Annotated in this window: 21 protein-coding genes; 5 read left to right on the top strand and 16 right to left on the bottom strand. The window is 29.1% G+C overall.

Annotation, left to right across the window (positions count from 1 at the left end; genetic code table 11):
• The first annotated feature begins 23 nt into the window (after window positions 1-23).
• Window positions 24-476, top strand: a complete 453-nt coding sequence (locus BN6774_RS04045) for a GNAT family N-acetyltransferase (RefSeq protein ID WP_066890287.1) — start codon at window positions 24-26, stop codon at window positions 474-476.
• A 403-nt stretch (window positions 477-879) separates the two neighbouring features.
• On the opposite strand, the gene BN6774_RS04040 is transcribed toward BN6774_RS04045, so the two are convergent.
• The 6 genes from BN6774_RS04040 to BN6774_RS04015 all read right to left on the bottom strand — a co-directional run bounded on the left by BN6774_RS04040 (window position 880) and on the right by BN6774_RS04015 (window position 6,719).
• A complete protein-coding gene (locus BN6774_RS04040; protein ID WP_066890283.1) occupies window positions 880-1,926 on the bottom strand; it encodes a LacI family DNA-binding transcriptional regulator in 1,047 nt (348 codons plus the stop codon).
• A gap of 200 nt (window positions 1,927-2,126) precedes the next feature.
• A complete protein-coding gene (locus BN6774_RS04035) occupies window positions 2,127-2,441 on the bottom strand; it encodes a PTS sugar transporter subunit IIA (protein WP_066890282.1) in 315 nt (104 codons plus the stop codon).
• A gap of 106 nt (window positions 2,442-2,547) precedes the next feature.
• On the bottom strand, window positions 2,548-3,909 hold the full coding sequence (locus tag BN6774_RS04030; protein ID WP_066890281.1) for a PTS sugar transporter subunit IIC: 1,362 nt from the start codon (window positions 3,907-3,909) through the stop codon (window positions 2,548-2,550).
• An 18-nt stretch (window positions 3,910-3,927) separates the two neighbouring features.
• Complete coding sequence (locus BN6774_RS04025; protein ID WP_066890280.1) at window positions 3,928-4,230, bottom strand: PTS sugar transporter subunit IIB; 303 nt, start codon at window positions 4,228-4,230, stop codon at window positions 3,928-3,930.
• A gap of 54 nt (window positions 4,231-4,284) precedes the next feature.
• Window positions 4,285-5,724: a glycoside hydrolase family 1 protein gene (locus tag BN6774_RS04020; RefSeq protein WP_066890278.1), complete on the bottom strand. Its 1,440-nt coding sequence runs from the start codon at window positions 5,722-5,724 to the stop codon at window positions 4,285-4,287.
• 95 nt (window positions 5,725-5,819) lie between these two features.
• Entirely contained in the window at window positions 5,820-6,719 is a 900-nt protein-coding gene (locus BN6774_RS04015; RefSeq protein ID WP_066890276.1) for an ROK family protein, read from the bottom strand.
• 572 nt (window positions 6,720-7,291) lie between these two features.
• Between BN6774_RS04015 and BN6774_RS04010 the strand changes: the two genes are divergently transcribed.
• The 4 genes from BN6774_RS04010 to BN6774_RS03995 all read left to right on the top strand — a co-directional run bounded on the left by BN6774_RS04010 (window position 7,292) and on the right by BN6774_RS03995 (window position 9,420).
• On the top strand, window positions 7,292-7,639 hold the full coding sequence (locus BN6774_RS04010) for a hypothetical protein (RefSeq protein WP_066890274.1): 348 nt from the start codon (window positions 7,292-7,294) through the stop codon (window positions 7,637-7,639).
• Window positions 7,640-8,170: 531 nt separating this feature from the next.
• A complete protein-coding gene (locus BN6774_RS04005) occupies window positions 8,171-8,665 on the top strand; it encodes a hypothetical protein (RefSeq protein ID WP_066890272.1) in 495 nt (164 codons plus the stop codon).
• Window positions 8,666-8,920: 255 nt separating this feature from the next.
• Entirely contained in the window at window positions 8,921-9,124 is a 204-nt protein-coding gene (locus BN6774_RS04000) for a hypothetical protein (protein ID WP_066890270.1), read from the top strand.
• Window positions 9,125-9,150: 26 nt separating this feature from the next.
• The gene (locus tag BN6774_RS03995; RefSeq protein ID WP_066890268.1) at window positions 9,151-9,420 is read left to right on the top strand and encodes a hypothetical protein; all 270 of its coding nucleotides are present in this window, start codon (window positions 9,151-9,153) and stop codon (window positions 9,418-9,420) included.
• Window positions 9,421-9,555: 135 nt separating this feature from the next.
• Here the strand turns inward: BN6774_RS03995 and BN6774_RS03990 are convergent, their stop codons facing one another.
• From BN6774_RS03990 to BN6774_RS03945, 10 genes are all read right to left on the bottom strand, one after another.
• Window positions 9,556-10,509, bottom strand: coding sequence for an N-acetylglucosamine kinase (locus BN6774_RS03990; protein ID WP_066890266.1), 954 nt, complete (start codon window positions 10,507-10,509; stop codon window positions 9,556-9,558).
• A 10-nt stretch (window positions 10,510-10,519) separates the two neighbouring features.
• Window positions 10,520-11,614, bottom strand: a complete 1,095-nt coding sequence (locus tag BN6774_RS03985) for a DUF871 domain-containing protein (RefSeq protein WP_066890264.1) — start codon at window positions 11,612-11,614, stop codon at window positions 10,520-10,522.
• 61 nt (window positions 11,615-11,675) lie between these two features.
• Window positions 11,676-13,046, bottom strand: coding sequence for a PTS sugar transporter subunit IIC (locus tag BN6774_RS03980; RefSeq protein ID WP_066890262.1), 1,371 nt, complete (start codon window positions 13,044-13,046; stop codon window positions 11,676-11,678).
• 77 nt (window positions 13,047-13,123) lie between these two features.
• Window positions 13,124-13,435 carry a PTS sugar transporter subunit IIB gene (locus BN6774_RS03975; protein ID WP_066890260.1) on the bottom strand — a complete coding sequence of 104 codons (312 nt, stop codon included), beginning with the start codon at window positions 13,433-13,435 and terminating at the stop codon, window positions 13,124-13,126.
• A 45-nt stretch (window positions 13,436-13,480) separates the two neighbouring features.
• Window positions 13,481-13,813 carry a hypothetical protein gene (locus BN6774_RS03970; protein ID WP_066890258.1) on the bottom strand — a complete coding sequence of 111 codons (333 nt, stop codon included), beginning with the start codon at window positions 13,811-13,813 and terminating at the stop codon, window positions 13,481-13,483.
• A gap of 28 nt (window positions 13,814-13,841) precedes the next feature.
• A complete protein-coding gene (locus BN6774_RS03965; RefSeq protein WP_066890256.1) occupies window positions 13,842-14,159 on the bottom strand; it encodes a PTS lactose/cellobiose transporter subunit IIA in 318 nt (105 codons plus the stop codon).
• Window positions 14,160-14,430: 271 nt separating this feature from the next.
• Window positions 14,431-16,905, bottom strand: a complete 2,475-nt coding sequence (locus tag BN6774_RS03960) for a tetratricopeptide repeat protein (protein WP_066890254.1) — start codon at window positions 16,903-16,905, stop codon at window positions 14,431-14,433.
• A 188-nt stretch (window positions 16,906-17,093) separates the two neighbouring features.
• Window positions 17,094-18,587 (bottom strand): glycerol kinase GlpK, encoded by a 1,494-nt coding sequence (gene glpK / locus BN6774_RS03955; protein WP_066890252.1) that lies wholly within the window; start codon window positions 18,585-18,587, stop codon window positions 17,094-17,096.
• 17 nt (window positions 18,588-18,604) lie between these two features.
• Window positions 18,605-19,360 (bottom strand): MIP/aquaporin family protein, encoded by a 756-nt coding sequence (locus tag BN6774_RS03950; protein ID WP_066890250.1) that lies wholly within the window; start codon window positions 19,358-19,360, stop codon window positions 18,605-18,607.
• 86 nt (window positions 19,361-19,446) lie between these two features.
• Window positions 19,447-20,007, bottom strand: a complete 561-nt coding sequence (locus BN6774_RS03945) for a glycerol-3-phosphate responsive antiterminator (protein WP_066890248.1) — start codon at window positions 20,005-20,007, stop codon at window positions 19,447-19,449.
• Between the last annotated feature and the right edge of the window lie 67 nt (window positions 20,008-20,074).

The following is a 20,074-nucleotide window of genomic DNA, read 5'->3' as shown; positions in this document are numbered from 1 at the left end:
TTAACTATAAAGGAGGTATCTTAATGTTTGAATTTAAAAATTTTGATTACTTAACTAATGGTGAAATCGATTTAAAACTTGAAGAAAAAATACCATATAATGAAGCAAAGGATTATGTACCTACTTATAAATATAAAATTACTCTTCATGGTTTAAATGAAACTATAGGAAATATTGATATTAGAATAGGATACAATGAAGGCACTTATTATGGTGGTAATATAGGTTATACTATTGAAGAGAATTATAGGGGTAGCAATTATGCAGCAAAGGCATGTAAAATTATAAAAGCCATAGCAATAGCTCATGGAATGAATAAACTTATAATAACTTGTAATCCTGATAACTATCCATCAAGAAAAACTTGCGAAAAAATAGGTGCCAAACTTAAAGAAATAGTAGATTTGCCAATCTACAATGAAATGTATAAAATTGGCGAAAAACAAAAGTGTTTATATGTATGGATTTTAAACTAATATAAAAAAGCACTTCTATTATTAAAAGAAATAGAGTGCTTTTTTGTTTTTAATCAACTAATACTATAATAAATAAAACAAATAATGATATAGAAAATGGAGAATTAAAAACGAAATTAGAAAATAACATGCTGAATATAATTGTATTATTACTATAGATTATGACCTCATTAGTAAGGATTAATTGCACTTATATTACAAAGGTAAATAGAGAAAATAAAGTTTATAACGAAACTATCTGCCTAATAGAGTACACCTCTTTATATTATATTTACTTTGCTTGATTTTTTCGTATTAAATTAATGCTTGTAATGTTCCTTATTTAACTTTTGAATAAAGAAGAAATGCAACTTCCTATTCTTTTTCCTATTATCAACTTATATCTTACTTAATTATTTTTCGATCACTCCAAAAATTTACAGCTTTTTCTTTCAACCAAAGTGACTGGTATTACATAATTAGCTGAAAATTTCATATCATTTTCTATTGATGTAATAATCGATTTTGTTGCTATATCCGCCATTTCTACTAACGCCATTTTTATTGAAGTAAGTGGTGGATTAAAATATTTTGATGACTCAATATCATCAAATCCTATAACAGAAATATCCTCTGGAACTTTGAACCCTTCTTCTTTTATAGCCTTGATTGCACCAAATGCTATTTTGTCATTACTAGCGAAAATAGCCGTAAACTTAATGTTTCTACTAAATAATTTCTTAGTAGCATCATATCCAGCATTTTCAATAAATTCACTATTTATTATTAAATTTCTATCTACTTTTATCCCCGAATCTTCCAATGCTTTTTTATATCCTCTAATTCTGTCATTTGATGAAAATTTATCTGTGCCGCCTGTAATATGTGCTATTTTTCTATGATTCATATCTATAAGATATTTTGTAGCAGTATAGGCACCATTGTAATTGTCAGCATTTACTATCATACACTTATTGTATGTAACATCATCAGGTTTAATTGACTGATCAACTAATACAACCTTATACCCTCTGTCAATTATTGCTTTTATGGATTCATCATCATCATTCTGTCCTATAAAAATCCCCCCAGAAATAGTCTTGTTATAAAAACACGCTTTGATTTTCTCGTAACCTTCAACAGTATGTATTATATGAACAAGAACTGTATATTCCATTTCACTGGCGGTTTCTATCACTGAACTAGTGAATTCTAAATAATATGGACTTTTGGTAATTCTATTTTTAAGACCCTCTTCTTTGTGTATCAAATCTATAATAAATAAACCAATAACCCTGTTTTTACTTCCAGCAAGCATTCTTGCTGAAGCATGTGGTACATAATCATATTCTTTAATTATCCTTAAGACTTTTTCTCTTGTTTCTTTTGGAACATTTGAATAATTATTTATAACTCTAGATACAGTACTACGTGATACTCCTGCAAGTTTTGCAATTTCACTGCTATTCATAAAAACTTATCCTCCTTTCAGCCTTGAACTCGTGTTTATAGTATAATACTATATTATTTGCTTTAGTTTTTCAATATTTTATTATTTACGAACATAACGAAATACCTATATACTAAGTACTTTTTTGCATTTAATATATAGGTATCTTTATAAATATACTTATTTAGTTTCCTTTTACTTTTTACTTTTTACTTTTTAAATTATTTATCATTTAACTGCTTGAATATTTCTATCATTTCTTCAATTAATGATTTAATTGTCTCAGCAGCCATCATTTGATCTTCTGCATGCATTATTATTAATGAGAATTCAACCTTTTCTCCAGCTGCTTCTTTTTGTATCAATGAAGTATGTGCATGATGTCCTTTTACAAGATATTCAGATGATTCATTCATCTTCTTTTCTGCTTCATCATACTTTCCTTCTCTGACATTTCTTAACGCCTCAATAGCTAATGATTTTGCCATTCCAACATTACTAATTATATCAAAAGCTATTAATTCAATTCCATCCATTTCTAAATCTCCTATTCTAAATCCTTAAATTTTGCGATTGTTTAGTTCATTATATTGATTCACTACAATTCTTTAACATACTACATCTGCAGTAATATTTTTAGATTTATTTTGCTATTTCTTCTTCTAATTTGATTCCACTTTGTGATTCTTCTTCAACCATTTCTGCTTTATTTGCTGCTATTACAAAAGGTGCATATATTAATACACTCACTGCAAGACATATGAATCCTACAATTAATGCTGTGATATTTCCACCTGTCCCTAAGAACGGCATTAATGGTCCTGGAGTTGTCCAAGGAATACCAATTACTACCGGTGGCATAATTTTAAGAACCATTACTGCTACATAACCAATCATTATGTTTACAACTGGTGCTAATATAAATGGAATTATATAAATTGGATTTAAAACTATTGGTAATCCAAATATAACCATTTCATTTATATTAAATATTCCTGGTGCTAAAGAAAGTTTAGCTATACTTCTTGTTTCCTTTGTTTTACAGAATATTAACATAGCTATAATTAAACCTAATGTACATCCTGAACCTCCATATTCAGAGAAAGCACTAGCTAGACCACTGTATGTTATTGGATAAGGAGCCCCCCATGCAGTCCCTTGACTAGCAACGTGTAATAGGTTTGCATTACCTGCTTCTGCAAACATAGTATCTCTTATTGCTGCTATAGTATTTGGTCCATGTATCCCCATAACCCAAAGTGATTGAGATAAGAATGCTAATATAATTACTGAGAATATGCTTTGACTCATTTTAGTTAATGGAGTTTGGATTATGTTGTATATTAATTCATGTAATCCACCTGGCGCAACCATCTTAACAAAGTAGTTAATAACTGCGAATAATATAGTTGTAATAATAATTGGTATTAATACTTTGAATGATCTTGCAACTGCTGGTGGTACTTGTTCCGGCATTTTAATTTCTAATTTATCAGACTTTGATAATCTAGACATTAATTCACCAACTAATAAAGCAACTAAAATTGCTACGAATAATCCCTGAGCTCCCGTATATTGAGTTGTAATATAATTTACGCCTTCATTATTAAAATAATCCGGATATATTATAAAGTAAACAGAAATTGCTGTTAATCCTGTCAATAAATCATCACCCTTAAGTGACTTTGCAAGGTTTCTTGCTATTAAAAATACTATTAGTATTGAGAAAATATCAGCTGAACCTTTAACAACTGGAGCGAATACAGTCTGGAATTTAACTATATTAGGAAATATTTTATCAAACTGTAATAATTTAAACATAAATCCATCTGCTGATAAGAAAACATTATTAAGTAATACCACTAAAGAACCTGCCATAGTTAATGGGAATGATAATATAAAGGCATCTCTTACTGCGCACACATGTCTCTGTGCATTTAACTTTGAAGCTATAGGTACTAATATTTTTTCAATAGCTCCTTGAAATCTTTCCATAAAACTCATTGTATTTCCCCCTATTTCTTAATTAATTTTGCTTAGTGCATCTTCTAAAATTGCTTTTCCATTCATAGTTCCATATAATCTCATGTCGATTACTTCCACTGGTATTCTGCCATCTACAAGCTTTTCAACAATTGTTTTTTGAAAACGTACTTGAGGTCCTAAAAGAACTATGTCTACCCCATCAATAGCGGTACTGCATTCTGCTACTGGAAGAGCATCTATCCATACTTCAATTCCTTTTGCCTTTGCTGCTTCTTTCATTTTATTTACAAGTAAACTTGTAGACATTCCTGCTGAACATACTAATAATATTTTTTTCATGATTTATCACTCCTTAAATTTTTCTAATTTATATTAATTGATTATGAGCTAAATTTATAATTCTTCTCCATTGGTACTGATAACATTCTTGTACCAATAGAAACTGTTCTTTTTAATTCTCTTTAAATCTTTTTCATCATTTTCATCTCTATCCACATATACGAATCCGTAACGTTTCTGATATCCATTTAACCAGCTTAATAAATCTGTAAATGACCAAGTGCAGTAGCCTAAAAGATAAACACCGTCTGTTATTGCTTCTTTACAAGCCTTAACATGCGAGCTTAGATACTTAATTCTATAACTATCGTTTACAACATCATTTTCTTCAATCTTATCAAATTCTCCAAGTCCATTTTCTGTAATAAGTATAGGAAGATTATATCTACTTGCTAATCTTCTTAATCCAATTCTTAAACCTGTAGGATCGATTGCCCAGTCCCAGTTTGTTGTTTCCAAATGTGGATTCTTTGAGTTTTTATAAACTCCAGGTAGTCCACTTTCTTTAGTAGTTCCCTTTTTACCTGTATTATTCATACCTTCAGATGCTCCCACTCCATCAAGCGGATTCATTGCAACTGTACTTGTTTGGTAATAATTTATACCTATAAAATCTGGTTTTGCTCTTTCTAATAATTCAATATCACCCTCTTCAATAGTAGGTGCTACTCCAAGTCTTTCATAATATTTAAATGCAAATGCTGGATATCTTCCTTTACAGTAAACATCAAGCCACCAGTTGCAGTTTAAATCATCTGCATTTTCTGCTGATAAAACATCTCCTGGATTGCAGCTGAATGGATAAACAGGTCCATATGCAAAACTTGGCCCAATCATACCATCTGGTACGTAAGTTTTAAATGACTCAATTACTGTAGCATTAGCTAAGTTTGCAATATGATTTGCATTAAGCATTCTTTTTTGATCTTTAACGCCTGGTGGATGCATAGCTGTTAAATAACCTAATGTTAAGAATATATTTTGTTCATTTAATGATACCCAGTGCTTAACTTTATCTCCAAATCTCTTGAATAATGTTACACAATATTCATTAAAATCATTAATTATTTCTCTTGATTCCCATCCACCGTATAAATCTTGAAGATGTTGAGGTAAATCCCAGTGATATAATGTAATTATTGGTTTAATATCATTTGCTATAAGTTCATCTATTAAATTTTCATAGAATTTTAAGCCTTCTTCATTTATCTCTCCTCTTCCGTTAGGATATATACGTGTCCATGCAATTGAAAATCTGTAAGCTTTTAATCCCATTTCAGCCATTAAAGCTACATCTTCTTTATATCTGTTGTAATGATCTACTGCAACATTACCATTTGTATTTTTAAAAGTTGTTCCAGGCCTCCTTGTGTACACATCCCATATACTTTCTCCCTTCCCATCTTTGTCCCATGCGCCTTCAACTTGATATGCTGCTGATGCTGATCCCCATAGGAAATCGTCTTTGAATTTGTCTAACTTTTCGTATATCACTATATCTACTCCTCTATATTAATGTAAATTAACTATTTAATATTAACCTATCTATAAATTTATTTTTAAACTATTTCTTCTTGAAACAAAACATTCTATCTTTTTATAGAAGCATTTATAATTGCCCCTAATATGTTGGCATCATTATTGTACTTGCATCTATCAATTTTAGTAGTAATAAAATCTGCTTCAAAATATTCAATGCAGGTCTTCTGATACTGTTCCCTTAATTTTTTGATAAACCAGTCTTCTTCTGATATTCCTCCACCTATGCATATAACTTCTGGATTATAGAAAACTGTAATTACTATTAATTGAGCTACTATGTTTCTTATCCACTCATCTACTGATAATTTAGCTATTTTGTTTCCAGCTATGTACTTCTTGCATACTTCATATCCATACTGAACCTGCTCATCTATGTCAGCTTTGCTGTTATATACATTTATTAGCCCCGTTATCGATGCATAATCGCCCATCTTATCAAGACCACCTATCTTATCGTTTACAAAAGGCATATTATGAAATTCTCCTGCAAATGCATCTTTTCCATATACAACTCCATTTTCATCACATATGCATCCACCAGTTCCTGTTCCTATGATTAAAAATGCTGAAGATTTGCTTCCTTTTGCATTTCCTATTTTAAATTCACATAATCCTGCTGATTTTGCATCATTAATTGATGCCACTTTTTTATGTGTTCTTTTCTTGATTTCATCGTTTATATTTGTACCATACATAATGGCTACCTTAGGAGCAGCATATGATTTAACATTGGAATTTTCATCAATAAGCCCTGGTGCACTTATCCCGATTACATCAATTTCATCAATTAGTTTTATATTTGAACATATGTAATCATAAAATTCTGCTGCAGTATCGCATTTAATAGTTTCAATTTTCCACTTCTCTTTAATGTTATATTGTGTATCCACTAATGCATACTTAATGAATGTTCCTCCTATATCTATTCCTAAGTTAATTTTTTCCATAACATCTCTCCTTTTAATAAATGTCTTACAAGTTATCTTCTTATAATATATGAACTATTCTTAAACGCGCGTTTATTTGTTGTAAAAAAATAAATCTGTTCTTTAAATAAAATTTTATCTTTTATTGCTTATTTATATAAGTTTAACTGTCTTCCACCTGTATAATAAACAACTTTCATATTACTTTACAAATACCATAACCTATAATTCATAAATACTTTATATAATATAAAACATTTAGTGAACTCGTGTTTACATTTATATAATATACTAAAAACAATTACATTTCAATATCTTTTTTTTATTTTTCTACAATATTCCAAAAATTATTCAATAATCTTACAAATGAATAAAATAAAAAACATAATTGAAGCATCTCAAGATCCTAATATCCATCTTGTAATTCATATGGACCCAATTTGTGTAATTTCAGATGAAATCAAAGAAATTTGGACTATGTAGAAAAAAGAATATAATGCTTTTTTCTTTATAATTAACAAATTTTCATGGTAAATATAGTTAATAATGGTATAATTAAACTAATGTTTTTTTCTAGAAATGGGAGTTTAAAAATGAAAGAGGATATATATAATTATTTAGAAAATTTTGATGAAGAAACAAAACAAAGATTTAATCTTTTATATAGAATTATCTGTGAAAGCACTACTCAAACTATCAATGAAAAATTCTGGGCTAAATTACCTTCATTTTATGTAGATAATAATTTTGTTCGCATTATTCCATTTAAAGATCATATTAATATTGAGTCAAAGAACATTAATTTTTACAAAGAAGAATTGCTAGAATATAAACTAACACCTAAAGGTATGCTACAAATTTTTAATAATCAACAAGTACCATATGAGTTATTAAAAATAATATTTAAAGAAAATTTCGAGGAATATTCTAAGAATATTTAAAAATTTAACTACCTAAAATTAGGAGGATTTTTATGTTTTTATTATTATCTATTGGTTGTGTTACTGCAGCACTATTCATTATTTATAACTTTTTATGTTACAAAAATAAAAATCAGTTTATATGCTAAATGATAACTTTTTCATAATTAATCACCATCCGATGATTATAGTGTTCTACACAATATTTAAAAATATTATAATTTATCTATGATAGTATTTAAGTATGCATTGAATTTGGGGCTTTACTTTTTTATTCAGAAGATCTAAGCAACTTTACTTTCTCTATATATCAAAATAAACCTGGTTTATCATTTGGATATTTCTTTCGTTTAGGTGGAGGTTTACCTGAAATATCGGAAGAAATATTAATCGAAAGCACTAAACCTTTTGCAGTAATAATTTCAGAAAATAGTGGTGAAATTAAATTTTATAATATCGATGGACATCCAATACCTTATGATCTTGTTATAGAGCGCACACTATAATAATTTTATAAACAATTGTATTATTTTGCGAGGTGGTAATATTTTTATGAAAAAATATATTTTAACTATTACAATCTTTTTCCTTATCTTATCATTAATTAGCTGTACGAAATCAGAAAATGTAAAAAGTATAAGTCCATTTAATGATATTCCAATAAGCTCAACTAAAAGAATTGAATTTTCAAACTTTACTGTTACCAGTAAAGAAAAAGAGTTAGGAAGAAGTAAAATGGTTACAGATGAGTATGATATACAAAATATTATAAAAACATTACAGACAATAACTTGTATCGAAAGTAATAATAAGGAAATTAAGCCAGATTTTCAAATTTCATTAATAGACAACATTGAAAAGGAAAAGAATTATATATACTCCATAGGAGTTTCTAAAAATCAAATTTACGTTTATAAGTATAGTGAATATAGTAATCCAGATACAATTAAATTTGTATATGAGAATATTGACAGTAGTATTATTGAAGAATTAAAAAGTCTTTATGATGATATGAATTATAAAGAAGAACTTCTTATGAAAAAATAACTTCGTAATTTTATACATAATTTATCAATTCTATTGATTATAATAAGGGTAATCCTTATTTTTATAGGATTTAGGAAAAAAAGAAGTTTAATAAACAATAGTATTATATTATCTGTTTGAAAAATAAAATATTGGAGTGGTATATATGGGTTTTAAGTATTTATATGTTGAGGCTAAAACCTTTGATTTAGTATTTGAAAAGAATGACAATCAATAGTATGAATTAAAGTTATTCATATTTAAATGGAGGATATTATGAGAAAATGTTTAAGATGCGATGAATTTATGGTTGAAGGTTATATGTTGAAGACAGTAAATATAACTGCTACTGCATCAGTAGTATTAGGCAAAGGTAATAGCCTTTTATCTTCAGATACTAAAGGAAAGATAAAGACTGCTGTCTGCCCAAAATGTGGTGAAATTTCTCTATTTTTTGATAAACTAGATAAAATTAATTAGTTTTTAATTAATAAGGGTGGTAAAAAATGAATCTAAATAAATTTTCTATTCTAACAATTATATTTGGTGTACTTTGCATTATTTCTATACCATTTTATTTTATTAATAAATTAAACATTAACTATATAACTTTAATGCTTGGATTAACACAGCTATTTAGTGGATTAAGTCACGTAAAAATATCAAAAGATTTAGCTAAAAAAGAAGGAGTCAATGGCACTAAGTTAATTGGAATTACAATTTCAATTATGGGAATATTTTTTATAGTTGCTGCTAGTATTAAAATATTAGTTTAATATATGATATTTAAATATTATTAGATAATAAGCATATTTATAGAAATATCATATTATTCAAATGTATATTTTATATAAAAAACAGTAGTTAGTTTTATATAATTAAACTTACCTACTGCTTTTTATTTTCAACAACTATAAAATTGAAATCAAATTATTAAAAAATTCTTCACTAACCACATCTTCATATTCCTTATAAGCAAGTAAACATGCTCCAAGATCTGGTGATAATACTGGTTCTACTAATTCAACATTAAATCCACTTAGCATACTTTTTAGTGGATGTAAAATCAATTCTCCACTTTTAAATACCCCACCTGTATAAGACACTTTAACCTTTTCTCTACCATAATTTCTTAATAAGGTTTTTATCATTTCATAAAGTTCACCAGCAGCCTCATTAAATATAGTCATTGCTCCCTCGTCTCCTAAGTTTGCAGCTTCTGAACATAATCTAGCTAAGCTTGCTATCTCTCCTCTATCCCCTTTTATTTTATCATTTACATAAGAAATTATTTCTGCATCCTTATTTAGAGCTAAATGAGATTTTAAAATTTCATAAAGAGCTCCTTTTTCTACACGTCCATCACTTTCCTTACTAAATAAGGCTATAGTTTTCTTTCCTATCCAATAAGCTGAAGCTTCATCTCCTACCGTATATCCCCATCCCCCACATCTTATTATTTCATCATCCTTTAATGCTAAGGCTATAGATCCAGTTCCAGCTACAATATTAATCCCATCTTCTCCTGCTAAAGCTCCTGCTACTGCCACTCTTACATCACTACTTAAAGAATAATTAACTTCATTAAATACGTGCTTTACTACTTCTGCTATCTTATCTGCAATTTCTTGCACAATTCCATAACCAGCAAGTCCTAAATGTACTCTTTTTATATCTTCTTTAGAAATGTTACCTTTAATTATTGTTTCTTCTAATCCTTCCCTTAAGAGCTTTTCTAAGTTTTCAAATCCTATTTGGGTAGGATGAGATGGTCCTTTAATAACCTTACTTATTAGATTTCCATTCTTATCTATCAATGTAAAACAAGTTTTAGTACCTCCACCATCAACACCTAAAAAGTACATATACTCCTCCTTATTTAATTAAGTTAAAATTGAACTTTTGCCACGGTCTAATATAATCTAATATAAATATTTCCTCTTCCTTTATATGTCCTACAACATTTGACTTCCCGCTATTTTTCATATCACTTAAAGCAATTTGCAATTCACCAGCATAATGTCCATATTCACTACTTTCTATTACTACATCGCCTCTTTTTATTATTTCAGGAGCATTAAATAACTTAAAGTCATGTCCTTTATACTTTACTCTACTTTGGGTAGATCTGATTAAATTATCAGAGAAATCTCCTCTATTAAAGTGCTTTTCTTCAAATAATATCTTTTGTTCTATTTCAGGAACATTCTCTTCAAGGTATAAATCAAATGTAACCATATCTTTTCTCATGGAACCTAACTTTTTCATTTCCTCTTCACTAGGATAGCAATTAGAAATTATTATATCATCTATATTATTCAAAGCTATTAAATGCTTAGCTTGTACTTCAATAGGTAAATTTCTATGAAGCTCTAAAGTTGGCAATCCATCAGTAACTGGCCATGGACCAAAAGTATCTTTATTTTGACTTGTTATAAAAGCTGCAGTCCTAAGTCCATATTTATTAAATCTTTCTGTGCATTTCATAAAATGCTCGAAATTTAATCCACTATATCTATGTGGATAAAAATTATGACATGCTATAAGATTATTCTTATTTGGCATATAATCCATTATTGTATCTATATAACTAGTATTATTACTCATATTAATTTCAATTTTAAGATTTTCATCATTATAAGTCATTAAAGCTTCTTCTGAACCTGTAAAGCCCATATCTAACCTTAATCCATCTGCCCCAATTTCCTTAAAAAAACTTAAATCCTTATAATTAATTCCTAAGTCATTAAAAACTCTAGGACTTACATCAACTATAATTTCAAAGCCTTTTTCCTTAGCGTAAGTATTAATCTTCTTAAAATCATTTTTTATATTTTCTCTTGTATCATTTACAGAAAGTAAACAGGAGAATATTCTACTAAAACCATGATTACTTGCCATATCTATGTAATTATAAATTTCTTTTTCAGTTGTTTTTTCCGGATATATTGATATTCCTAACTTTCCCATGAAATCACCTCTTATTTTAAATAAAGTGGTGAATTACTTCACCACTTTTTTAATTAATTTCTTATAAATTTTTGCTACCGCTTCCAACTAAGGTATCAGCTAAAGCTTCTCCTTGCTCTTCATCTAACAACTTCTTATCATAAATCTTAACAAACGGATAGTAAATTGCTACTGATATTAATATACAAACTATATTTAGTACAGCAGCTTTCCAGTCTCCACCTGTAGCCATATAAGCTCCAATTGGTCCTGGTAATGTCCAAGGCGCTGTTAATATAACCCTTGATACTAGTCCTAAGGTTGTAGCAAACCATGCTAATGTTCCTGTTACTAGTGGAGTTATTATAAATGGTATTATTAATGTAGGATTTAATACTATAGGAGCACCAAATATAATTGGCTCATTAATATTAAATATACCTGGTACTAAAGCAACTCGTCCTAATTGCTTACCATAACTTGATTTAGCAAATAGTGCTAATGCTATAACTAAACCTATAGTACATCCTGAACCGCCAATCCAAATAAACCATTGGAAGAAAGGTTCTGCTGCAGTTGCCTTTAATGCTTCTCCAGCAGCTGCTGCACTAGAGTTTTGCTCTAATAATACTAACCATAATGGCCTTGCAATTGATCCAACTATTGATACTCCATGAATACCAAAAGACCAGAAGAATGTAACTAAAATTACTAATATCCATACACTAGGTAGTGTATCTGTTGCTGATACTAAAGGTGTTACTAATTTTCCAACAAATCCATGCCAATCAAATTTTGCATAGTAAGTTATTGAGCCTATTAATAAAACTATAATTGCTGCTGGTGTTAAAGCTTCAAAACTTCTTGCAACTGATGCTGGAACTTGTTCAGGCATTGAAATTTTAAATCCACTCTTATTAGTAAATCTAAATATTTCAACTGCTAGTATTGATACTATAATACCAACGAACATTCCGCCTCCGCCCATGTTTGCCATAGGCATTTGGAAACCTTGAGGTATTCCTTGATACCATTTTAATAAGTCTGGGTTTCCATTAATAATTTCCATAAGTTCTGGAGTTAAAGCACCTACACTCTTTGGAACAAGAGTTAAGAAAAACGCTGCTGCTGATAATGTTCCTCCTGTAACTCCATCTAGCTTATAGGACCTTGCTAAGCTATAGCCTATACCCCAACAAGCATAAATGGTCATAATATACATTGTCATTCTGAAAGGTAAAACTATAGTATTAGCATTAGCTTTTAGGGTTTTATAAATCCCCCAAGTTTCTGGTACTGGTGGGTTTGCAATTATTAAGAAAATTGACCCAACGATAATTAATGGTAATGTAGCTATAATACCGTCACGCACAGCACGTAAATGACGTTGCTCTGCAAGTTTTGCCATTGGCGTTGATAATTTCTTGTCTAAGAAATCAGCAAAACTGTTCATAATTTAATTCCCCCTTAAAATAATAATAAAAATAATAATATTAAAATAAAATGTAATATATCGGAACTTATATAAGCTTATTTGCTTTCTATAAGCTCTTTAACTTGTTTAAACAGCTTAGGTCCACCTAATGGACTATAAGCTTGAGCTTGAATTAATGCACATGGAACATTAGCTGCATCTGCATATTCTTTTAAATAATCATAACGATGTCTAACTTGTGGTGCTACCATTGCAACGTCGTACCCTTCTCTCACTTCTTCTTCAAACTCCTGTGTGCTTACTGCATTTACTTCCATTTCAACTCCATTTTTTTCTGCTTCCTTTTTTAAAGCATTTACAGCAATAGCACTAGACATTCCTTGAGAACAAACAAATAATACCTTCATATTAATACCTCCAAATCCTATATTTTAAAAACGTTTACTTAATACTTAAATAAAAAAGTTTAAATATCTCCACAAATAAGACATTATTCCAAATGAAATTCCAAAAAATAAATAAGTTAACCAAAAACTTCTACAAAAGCCTTTCTTACTTTCAATAAAAAATCTTGAGTAAGCTATTCCAAAGCTTGTAATAAAAGTATTTCCTATCATTATGCTAAAATTAGCATTTATTCCTAATAAGCTTAAAAGTAAAGGAAAAATAATTGTTCCTCCTACTGCCCCAGCTAAAATAGCTAAAGCACTTTTAAATCCAAAAGTTGGTATATTATAATCTGTTTTTTTAGCTTGTAACTCACTTACAGGGGAAGGTCTCTTCATTCCCTTAATACCTCCTTTTCTTTTAATTTTATTTTGCTTCTAACTTCTTATGAAGTTTAATTATATGCTCTATTAAAGTTTTTGCTTCAATAGCTGTCATTAAATGATCTTGAGCATGTACAAATAATACTGATACTTCTGTTTTTTCTCCTCTTGCTTCAGCTTGAATTATTTCAGTTTGTATTTTATGTGCCTCTCTTAAGCACTCATCTGATTCTTTTAATAATTCTTCTGCTTTTTTAAAATCTCCATTTTCAGCTGCTTCTAACGCTTCATAAGCTAGTCCCTTTGCAGTTCCACCTTGACTTATTATTTCAAAGATTATTACTTCCATATTATCTACCATAAATATTTCCTCCCAATATATTCTAGAATCTTTTATTTGTAATGCACTTTATAATTATATTATACATGTATTATTTTTTATTTCAATATTTTTTGAAAATTTTGAAATAAAATTTTATATACCCAGATTTTTTTAATATTATAATATATTTACCAGTATTTTTTTTACATTTTATCAATATATTTAATGAATGTTATGCAATAAGTAAAATAAGAGTACTACAAGTAATATAAATTTTGTAGTACTCTTATCCTTTAATACAAACCTAAGGTTATATATTAAAATATGCTTTCATTTCTTTATACTTCCATAAATTAATTAATCCTTTTACACTTTTATCTTCTTTATATATATTTATTAATGTATTTATTCCTTCATAAAACCCTAAGTGAATACTTTTTATTAAAAGATTAATTCCATTACTTATTAGGTTATTATCTTTAATTTCTTTTCCCTTTCTTATCTCATTTTTAGCCCTAATATATATGCTTTTAGGATTGTCTATTAAAAGATCATCTTCTTTAATTTTAAATTCACTTATATTTCGTCCTTTTTTATATAGATAGTATTCTAAATTAGAATATCCTTCTAACTCACCTAAGGAAATTGCCTTTAAATAATATCCTACTGACTCCTCTTCTGTCTTTTCTAATAGTCCCGCTTCACATAACTCTCCTAACAAGTTATAGGCCTTTCCTTCATCTAAACTCATTAATTCATTAATATACCTATTTGACTCATCCTTTGAAACTTCTGTCCCTATTCCTTTTAAGTAGTAATAAGCTAATTTTATATCCCCTTGTACTATATCTATTTTTCTTAAAAACATAGCCCCTTCAAAAGCTCTTAATAAATCTTCCTTTCCACCAATCCCTCTTTCATAAATTTCTATAAGCTCCAAAATACCTCTAACACTTACCATTTCTGTAGCTTTTTCATACCAAGTTATTGCAGCTTCAATATCCCTAGCTAAAAATATTCCATTCTTATACCAATTAGCTATTTGTAAAATTGCCTCCTCGCAGCCTTTTTCAGCAGCTTCCTTAAAATTAATAAATGCCATTTCATCACTTTTTTCTACCGCTAATCCATAATGATTTAATAAACCATAATAATATATTCCAATAGGTAACCCATTTTCTACAGCAGTATTTACATAACCTAAAATATCTAATTCTTTAATTTCTTTATTACTTAAATAATCTTTTATTCCTTCCCCAGCTAATACTTCAGCTGCATAATAAGAACCTTTTCTATAAGCTTCTATTAAATATTCTATGGCCTTTTTTCTATCTTCGTATAGAAGAGTTATCCCCATAATATAAATGCTATGGGCATCCCCCTCTTCAACGGCTAAATTAATATATCTTAGAGCCTTTTCCTTATTTACTTTAACTCCTTCACCATTAAGATACATAATTCCTAATCTCTGAGTAGATTTAATATCTCCATTTGCATGTCCCTTGTAATAATTTAATAAAGCTTTTTCTATATTATCTTCTGTTTCATATAACTTTCCTACTTTATAATAAAGACTTATATTACCTTCCTCAATACTTTTATCATATAAGGAAAAAGCCTTCTCCTTATCTTCCTTTACGTATAACCCCCAATAATACATGTCTCCTAAGCTTTCAAGGCAATTTTTATCATTTTTACTAACACCTTTTGATAAATAAAAAAATGCTTTTTTATAATTAGTATCTATACTGTTACCTTCCAAATAAGATTGTCCTAAAATATAATAAGCATCCTCAAAGTCATTATCTGCAGATTCTTCTAGCCAATAATAGGCTTTAAAAGTATTTTGTTCACAACCTTCTCCATTTTTATAAAGATATGATAGGGCATATTGAGCTGGCGCAAAGCCCTTTTCTGCTGACTCTTTATACCACTTAAATGAGTAATCTAAATTTTTTTCTACTTTTTTACCTTCGTAATAAAGATATCCTAGGGAATATTGTGAAAATATATTTCCCTTTAACGCTGCTTTCTTATACCAATAAAGAGCTTTATCTATATCTTTTTCTCCTCCATATCCCTTCTCATAAAATAACCCTAGATAGCTTTCAGCATGTTCATTACCTTCCTTAGCTGCTTTTTCAAAATATTCCTTTGCCTTATAATAATCCTTATCTACATTTTTACCTAAATAATATAATTCACCTGTAAGTAAGTTTTCTTCTGCTGATGTTTCTTCCTTTTCTAAATATTCATCTATATCATCCATCTCATCTATACCAAAGGATTCTAATGACTCCTCATCATAACTCTTTTCTAAATTAAGATTTAGATACTTATTAAACATCTTCTTTTCTTCATTATTTAAATTATTTATACAAAGATAGTAATCTTCTTCTCCACATTTTATAGCAAGCCATACACAAATTTCATAAATAAGCTCTTCATTTTTTAAAAGCTCTCTATAATCAGATTTTTTTTCATCATTTAAGTTACTATTAAATAAATTCTTAAAGTAATATAATTCATCTAAATAATTTTTAATATATCTCATTAAGTCATAAGAAATTATATTTTTATCATAAAGAATTTCCATATTTTCTTCCAAAGTGTTTTCTGTATTATAAAAAATCTTATTATTTAAATGGGCTGTAATTATTATTTCTTTGATTAACTTGATTAATTTTAAATTTATTACTCTTAAATCTTCTTCTTCCCAGGTTCTATTTAAAATATAGTAAATATCCTTAAACTCTAATAATAAAAAATCAAATTTGTATTTCATATACTAATTTATCCTCCATTAATTTCTTATTATTATTTTATTTTCTATATTCCCTAATAGAACAAAAAGTGCACCTATATAATTTTCCTATGACTTCACTAAGCTTAAAGTCATGATAAAATAATAGGTACACTTTAAATTGTAAGGATGCAATTTACACTAAGTTACTAAAGTTAAACTTTATACTACTAATCTTCCCAGTTTAAAGTTCTCTTAACTGCTTTTTTCCAACCACTATAATACTTATTAACTATATCCAAATCTAAATTCGGCTTAAATTCATCTGCCATATGCCAGAATTTTTTAACTTCTTCTTTATCCTTCCAGAAGCCTACTGCAATCCCAGCTAGATATGCAGCACCTAACGCTGTAGTTTCTGAAATAATAGGCCTTATAACATTTGTACCTAATATATCAGATTGGAATTGCATTAAGAATTTATTTCTACTTGCTCCTCCGTCTACCTTTATTCCTTTTAGTTCAGCCCCCACATCTTCAGTCATTGCATCTATAAGATCTTTTGTTTGATATGCTATAGATTCTAATGCTGCTCTTATTAAGTGATTTCTATTTGCTCCTCTTGTTAATCCAAAAATAGCTCCTCTTGCATACATATCCCAATGAGGTGCTCCAAGTCCAACAAAAGCTGGTACTATATAAACTCCACCATTATCATCAACCTTCTTAGCAAAATATTCAGTATCTGCTGAATCATTTACTAATCTTAATTCATCTCTAAGCCATTGAACTACTGCTCCTCCTACAAATACAGATCCTTCTAAAGCATACTGAACCTTTCCGTCTAGTCCTATTGCTATTGTAGTTAAAAGTCCATTTTTACTTTCAACCATTTCTTCTCCAGTATTCATTAATAAGAAACACCCAGTTCCATAGGTATTTTTAGCTTCACCCTTTTCAAAGCAAGTTTGTCCAAATAATGCTGCTTGCTGATCGCCTGCCATTCCAGCTATAGGAACTCTTATGCCACCCTTTCCTCCAAGATTAGTATATCCATAAACTTCTGAAGAATTTCTCACCTCTGGTAGCATTGATTTTGGAATATCTAGTTCTTCTAAAATCTTATCATCCCATTTTAAATCTCTTATGTTATATATCATAGTTCTAGAGGCATTTGTATAGTCTGTAACATGTGCTTCTCCATTAGTTAACTTCCATACAAGCCATGTATCAACAGTACCAAATAATAATTCTCCTCTTTCAGCCTTTTCTCTGGCGCCTTCAACATTATCTAAAATCCACTTAATCTTAGTTCCTGAAAAATAAGCATCAACAACTAGCCCTGTATTTTCTTTAATATATCCCTCTAATCCCTTAGCCTTTAACTTATCACATATATCAGCAGTTCTTCTGCATTGCCAAACTATTGCATTATAAACTGGATTACCAGTATTTTTATCCCATACTATAGTAGTTTCTCTTTGATTAGTTATTCCTATGGCAGCAACTTCATCTTGGCTAATGTTAGTCTTTGCAATAACCTCTTGAAGAACTCCATATTGAGTAGCCCATATTTCCAATGGATCGTGCTCTACCCAACCTTCCTTTGGATAAATTTGAGTAAACTCCTTTTGGCTTATACCAATTATATTTTGTTCTTTATCGAATACTATTGCTCTGGAACTAGTTGTACCTTGGTCTAGAGCTATTACATATTTTTTCATAGCTTTTCTCTCCTTATCTATAATTTAATAATAAAATCAAATACTAAACTACCAAATATACCTCCAAGTATAGGTGCAATTATTGGTATTAATGCATATCCCCAATCTGAGCTAGCTTTATTCTTTAATGGTAATAATGCATGTACTATTCTTGGTCCTAAGTCTCTAGCTGGATTTATTGCATATCCTGTTGTTCCTCCTAGTGATAAACCTATTCCCCATACTAAGATACCAACTAAGAATGGCCCCATAATTCCTACAGTACCTATTATTTCTCCTACAGGACTTTGGAAAGTTGTCTTAAATACTTCACTATAGGTTATTCCTCTTATACCTAATAATAGCACAAAAGTTCCTGTAAACTCACATATAAAATTGTATAGTTTGTTCTTTAAAGCTGGTGCTGTACAAAAAGTAGCTTTAACATCCTCACCATTAGTTGTTTCGTCATAATGTAACTTGTAATTAATATACACTATGAACATTCCAACCATAGCCCCTAACATTTGATATATAATATACATTAAAACATTGCTCCATGGAAATAAACCTGATACTGCAAGAGAAATAGTTACTGCTGGATTTAAGTGAGCACCTCCCATCCAACCTGTAATATATGCTGCTACAGCTACAGCAAAACCCCATCCTGCTGTAATAACTATCCACCCTGAAGAATTCCCTTTCGTGTCTTTCAAAACAACATTTGCTACAACGCCATTACCTAGTAGAATTAAAATTAGAGTTCCTAAAAATTCAGAAAAATAAGCTTGCATTTTTTTCTCCCCTTTAAAAATATTAAAATAAAAAGCTACATAAAACTGCCAGAACAGTTTTATGTAGCATTATCTCCACTTCTCTCCTACATATACCATATATCTTTTTTTGTTGTAGATATGCAGGTTGCACCACTTTTTAATGTTTCAACTACATCATCTTTATCAGAAATTAATCCTCCAGCTATAAGAGGCTTGTCCAGCGTTAAAGAAAGTTCCTTAATTATCTTAAATAGTAGTCCAGGAAGGATTTCTACAGCATCACACTCTTTTACTAAATGATTTTTCATATTTTCCTTAGATAAACTATCTATCATAAAAATTCTTTGAACACCTATAAATCCAAGCTTTTTAGCATTTCTTAACACCTGTGGCTTTATACTTATTATCCCCTGAAACTTAGTATTTTCTTTAAGAAACTTTAAAGCAAATTCATTGCTGGAAAGTCCTTCTACTAAATCTACATGTAAAATTCCTATCTTATTGCTTTTAGATATCTTTTCACTTAAGTCTTTAATATTAAGTATATTTCCAAACAATACAAATATGACCTTTGAATCGCTTTCTAGTGCTGCTTCTAAATGTTCCTCGTTCTTAACTGCTGCTACTATTGGATTCTCTTCTAAAACTTCTCTAAAACAAATCATTAAATTCCCTACTTTCAAAGTTGCTCTGTAATCATTTACAGAATAACCTTATTCTAACATCTTTAAA

Source organism: Clostridium nigeriense (assembly GCF_900086595.1).
Taxonomy (GTDB): Bacteria; Bacillota; Clostridia; order Clostridiales; family Clostridiaceae; genus Clostridium; species Clostridium nigeriense.
The sequence above is the reverse complement of the archived record's forward strand: the minus strand, read 5'-3'. Positions and strand labels throughout refer to the sequence as shown.

What these genes read in the sequence shown, in the direction of transcription:
- BN6774_RS04045 (WP_066890287.1), top strand. Translation starts at nt 24, where the DNA reads ATGTTTGAATTTAAAAATTTTGATTACTTAACTAATGGTGAAATCGAT.
- BN6774_RS04040 (WP_066890283.1), bottom strand. Translation starts at nt 1,926, where the DNA reads ATGAATAGCAGTGAAATTGCAAAACTTGCAGGAGTATCACGTAGTACT.
- BN6774_RS04035 (WP_066890282.1), bottom strand. Translation starts at nt 2,441, where the DNA reads ATGGATGGAATTGAATTAATAGCTTTTGATATAATTAGTAATGTTGGA.
- BN6774_RS04030 (WP_066890281.1), bottom strand. Translation starts at nt 3,909, where the DNA reads ATGAGTTTTATGGAAAGATTTCAAGGAGCTATTGAAAAAATATTAGTA.
- BN6774_RS04025 (WP_066890280.1), bottom strand. Translation starts at nt 4,230, where the DNA reads ATGAAAAAAATATTATTAGTATGTTCAGCAGGAATGTCTACAAGTTTA.
- BN6774_RS04015 (WP_066890276.1), bottom strand. Translation starts at nt 6,719, where the DNA reads ATGGAAAAAATTAACTTAGGAATAGATATAGGAGGAACATTCATTAAG.
- BN6774_RS04010 (WP_066890274.1), top strand. Translation starts at nt 7,292, where the DNA reads ATGAAAGAGGATATATATAATTATTTAGAAAATTTTGATGAAGAAACA.
- BN6774_RS04005 (WP_066890272.1), top strand. Translation starts at nt 8,171, where the DNA reads ATGAAAAAATATATTTTAACTATTACAATCTTTTTCCTTATCTTATCA.
- BN6774_RS04000 (WP_066890270.1), top strand. Translation starts at nt 8,921, where the DNA reads ATGAGAAAATGTTTAAGATGCGATGAATTTATGGTTGAAGGTTATATG.
- BN6774_RS03995 (WP_066890268.1), top strand. Translation starts at nt 9,151, where the DNA reads ATGAATCTAAATAAATTTTCTATTCTAACAATTATATTTGGTGTACTT.
- BN6774_RS03990 (WP_066890266.1), bottom strand. Translation starts at nt 10,509, where the DNA reads ATGTACTTTTTAGGTGTTGATGGTGGAGGTACTAAAACTTGTTTTACA.
- BN6774_RS03985 (WP_066890264.1), bottom strand. Translation starts at nt 11,614, where the DNA reads ATGGGAAAGTTAGGAATATCAATATATCCGGAAAAAACAACTGAAAAA.
- BN6774_RS03980 (WP_066890262.1), bottom strand. Translation starts at nt 13,046, where the DNA reads ATGAACAGTTTTGCTGATTTCTTAGACAAGAAATTATCAACGCCAATG.
- BN6774_RS03975 (WP_066890260.1), bottom strand. Translation starts at nt 13,435, where the DNA reads ATGAAGGTATTATTTGTTTGTTCTCAAGGAATGTCTAGTGCTATTGCT.
- BN6774_RS03970 (WP_066890258.1), bottom strand. Translation starts at nt 13,813, where the DNA reads ATGAAGAGACCTTCCCCTGTAAGTGAGTTACAAGCTAAAAAAACAGAT.
- BN6774_RS03965 (WP_066890256.1), bottom strand. Translation starts at nt 14,159, where the DNA reads ATGGTAGATAATATGGAAGTAATAATCTTTGAAATAATAAGTCAAGGT.
- BN6774_RS03960 (WP_066890254.1), bottom strand. Translation starts at nt 16,905, where the DNA reads ATGAAATACAAATTTGATTTTTTATTATTAGAGTTTAAGGATATTTAC.
- glpK (WP_066890252.1), bottom strand. Translation starts at nt 18,587, where the DNA reads ATGAAAAAATATGTAATAGCTCTAGACCAAGGTACAACTAGTTCCAGA.
- BN6774_RS03950 (WP_066890250.1), bottom strand. Translation starts at nt 19,360, where the DNA reads ATGCAAGCTTATTTTTCTGAATTTTTAGGAACTCTAATTTTAATTCTA.
- BN6774_RS03945 (WP_066890248.1), bottom strand. Translation starts at nt 20,007, where the DNA reads ATGATTTGTTTTAGAGAAGTTTTAGAAGAGAATCCAATAGTAGCAGCA.